Source organism: uncultured Boseongicola sp., assembly GCF_937988555.1.
Taxonomy (GTDB): domain Bacteria; phylum Pseudomonadota; class Alphaproteobacteria; order Rhodobacterales; family Rhodobacteraceae; genus Boseongicola.
In genome coordinates this window covers 1-2795 of the sequence record NZ_CALJXO010000343.1, presented here as the reverse complement: position 1 = coordinate 2795, position 2795 = coordinate 1, and the positions used below count along the sequence as shown (strand labels likewise).

Genomic DNA, 2795 nt, shown 5'->3' with positions numbered 1-2795 from the left:
AGCCTCGGATCAGGCCGCCTGGGATCGTGCCCAGCGTCCCAAACCGTGCAAGCTGGCTTGCTACCCGGCCCTCAGCCGCACAGTATCGATGAAGCTGCGGCGAAAGTGGTCGCCAGAGCAGATTGCGGGCTGGCTCAAGCGTGCGTTTTCGGGAGAGGCGCAAAACCAGGTGTCTCACGAGACGATCTATCGGAGCCTGTATATCCAGGCGCGTGGCGTTCTGAAGAAGGAGCTGCTGGAACACCTGCGCGCCAGACGCACGATCCGCCGGTCCAGGCATGCTAGCCTGAAGCGCAATGGTCTGGGCCAGATCAAGGATGCGGTGTCGATCCGTGAAAGGCCCGCGTCTGCCGAGGACCGCGCCATCCCAGGGCACTGGGAGGGCGACCTGATCGGCGGGTCCAAGAACAGCTACATCGCCACTCTGGTCGAGCGCCATTCCCGGTATGTGATGCTGGTCAAGGTTGCAAACAAAGATACCGAAAGCGTCATCTCGGCGCTGATCAAACAATTCCGAAGCCTGCCTCGCGAGCTCTACAAATCCCTCACCTGGGATCGCGGCAAGGAACTGGCCGATCATCCCCGCCTCGCACTGGCGACCGACGTCGATGTCTATTTTTGCGATCCTCACGCCCCCTGGCAGCGCGGATCAAACGAAAATACCAACCGGTTGCTGAGACAGTATTTGCCGAGAGGCACCGATCTGTCGGTTCATTCTCAGGCAAAGCTGAGCGCCATCGCGCGCCAGTTGAACGAGCGGCCGCGCAAGACCTTGCAATATCAAACCCCAGCGGAGAGGTTCGCAGAGTGTGTTGCGGCGATCGGTTGAACCCACCACCCAACCGGGACATTCATCTCGGGCTGGCGGCGGAGTTCCTTTTACCCAATGGACCGACTAGGGTCGGCCCACGACTATGAGAGAGGAGACGCAACCATGGATGATCATGACGCGATCAAGGACGCCGTCTTCGACTATTTCGAAGGCTACAAAGCGAAGGACCAAACACGGCTGGAGCGCGCCTTCGCTCTCGATGTCGCGAACATGATGGGGTACTGGAAGAACCCGGAAGGCGATCTTGAACTGTTCTCCAAACCGATGCGCGACCTAATCGATACGTGGACTGGACCAGACTATGCACCCTTCGAGTTCGGCGACGGGAAAATCCTGTCCATCGATAAGTTCAGCGAAGTTGGTGCAACGGTGGTGTTTGACTGTGGCGGACGCTTCCTAGACACGTTCCAACTGGCAAAGATCGACGGGGACTGGCGCATCGTTAATAAGTTCTTCGTCGATCAATGACGGGCGCTTGAACTCCTCTTGCAGCACTGCATATAGAAGGGCGGTTCCTGGCACGAAGGAGACGCTCCGCGCCTGCTGCACGTAGGTCTGCCTTCCGCGCCATTGCCGAGGTGATTGCCTTTTCCTTAAGAATGAGTCTTCTTAGACTCGATCATGTCAGCCTGCGCAACCAAGGCCTGGGCTTGACGAATTTGCGGCATAAAGACGGGCTTGCCATCAAGCGTCGCGGCGCCGCCGCCCACCGAAGCCGCATCCTCAGCCGCCCTCAAAACCCGCCGTGCCTGGGCAACGTCATCGACCGAAGGTGAAAATACCTCATTCGCCAGGAGCATCGACGGCTCGTCGTTTCCCCACTTGCCTTCGCATCCCAGAACCGCAGCGCGCATCGCCGCCGCCCTGAAGCCCTCGGTATCAGCAGGATCAAGAAATGGTCCGTCCACAGGTCGCAAGCCGTTCGCGCGGGCAGCGACCACAAGCCGAGAAATCGCGTAGTGCCACATGTCACCCCAGTGGCGTTTGCGAGTGCCATCCTCATCCGCATCCGTCAGGATGTGGTAATCGGGATTTGCGCCGCCTACGACCTTCATTCGCGCCCTTACAGAGGCAGCATAATCGTTTTCTCCAAGATGCAATGAATCGTTCCGCGAACTTGCAGCCGCGATTTCATCGATGTTTGCCATCCCCTGCGCCGTTTCAATCATGATTTGGAATCCAAGGCGGTTCTTTCTGCCCATCGCTTCTTCAATCTGACTGACCAACACATCAACCGCATAAATATCGGCCGCGTTTCCGGCTTTGGGGATCAGGACAAGATCCAGACGCTCTGTTGGCGCCTCCAGGATGTCGACGAGATCACGATACATGTAAGGTGTGTCGAGCCCGTTAATACGCATCGACATCGATTTCTCGCCCCAGTCGAAGTCATTCAGCGCCTCGATCACATTCTGGCGCGCCTGCGCTTTCTGATCCGGTGGGACTGCATCCTCTATTTCGAACATGACGACATCGGCGACGGATGACGCTGCGGATTCAAAGGTCTCCGGCTTGTTCGCGAGCACGAACAACTGGCTACGATTCAGTCGTGGCACAGCCTGAGTGATGGCCCTGAAACTCATTGTGCAATCCCCCAATTCTCTAGAAAGGTAGAGATTATTCACTTGCAAATCTAATGCACAGCACAAACGCGTGAACGGCAAGTCATGGCACTACCCAGACGCTCCCGGTCTGCTGGACGTAGGCACGTAAACCGGCGGATAGCCGACCGCCGAGCTCGAACGGCAATTTTCCACCCGGTGGCCGACCCGAGTCTGAGCGGTTGTGAAGGGACGTTTCTGACCCAAATCGCCCGCCCGGTGGTCTGACACGAAGCTAAGGGTTACCTTCCGTGAGCGAGAGACCCGCTTGAAAGCACAACGATCGAAATCACTGCGGACAGATGTTAACGTTTGGGTCTTCAGTTTTCAGAAAGGCTATCAATTTCCGACGCTCTTCAGCA

3 protein-coding genes are annotated in these 2795 nt (G+C 57.4%); 2 read left to right on the top strand and 1 reads right to left on the bottom strand.

The window, feature by feature from the left end; genetic code table 11:
* Together Q1B15_RS20235 and Q1B15_RS20230 are read left to right on the top strand one after the other, a co-directional pair.
* The coding region (locus tag Q1B15_RS20235) for an IS30 family transposase (protein WP_299757325.1) at positions 1-829 on the top strand (829 nt) is incomplete at its 5' end.
* A gap of 105 nt (positions 830-934) precedes the next feature.
* Positions 935-1300 carry a nuclear transport factor 2 family protein gene (locus tag Q1B15_RS20230; protein ID WP_299757322.1) on the top strand — a complete coding sequence of 122 codons (366 nt, stop codon included), beginning with the start codon at positions 935-937 and terminating at the stop codon, positions 1298-1300.
* Between the two features lie 125 nt (positions 1301-1425).
* On the opposite strand, the gene Q1B15_RS20225 is transcribed toward Q1B15_RS20230, so the two are convergent.
* Entirely contained in the window at positions 1426-2415 is a 990-nt protein-coding gene (locus Q1B15_RS20225; RefSeq protein WP_299757320.1) for a CoA ester lyase, read from the bottom strand.
* Positions 2416-2795 lie beyond the last annotated feature (380 nt).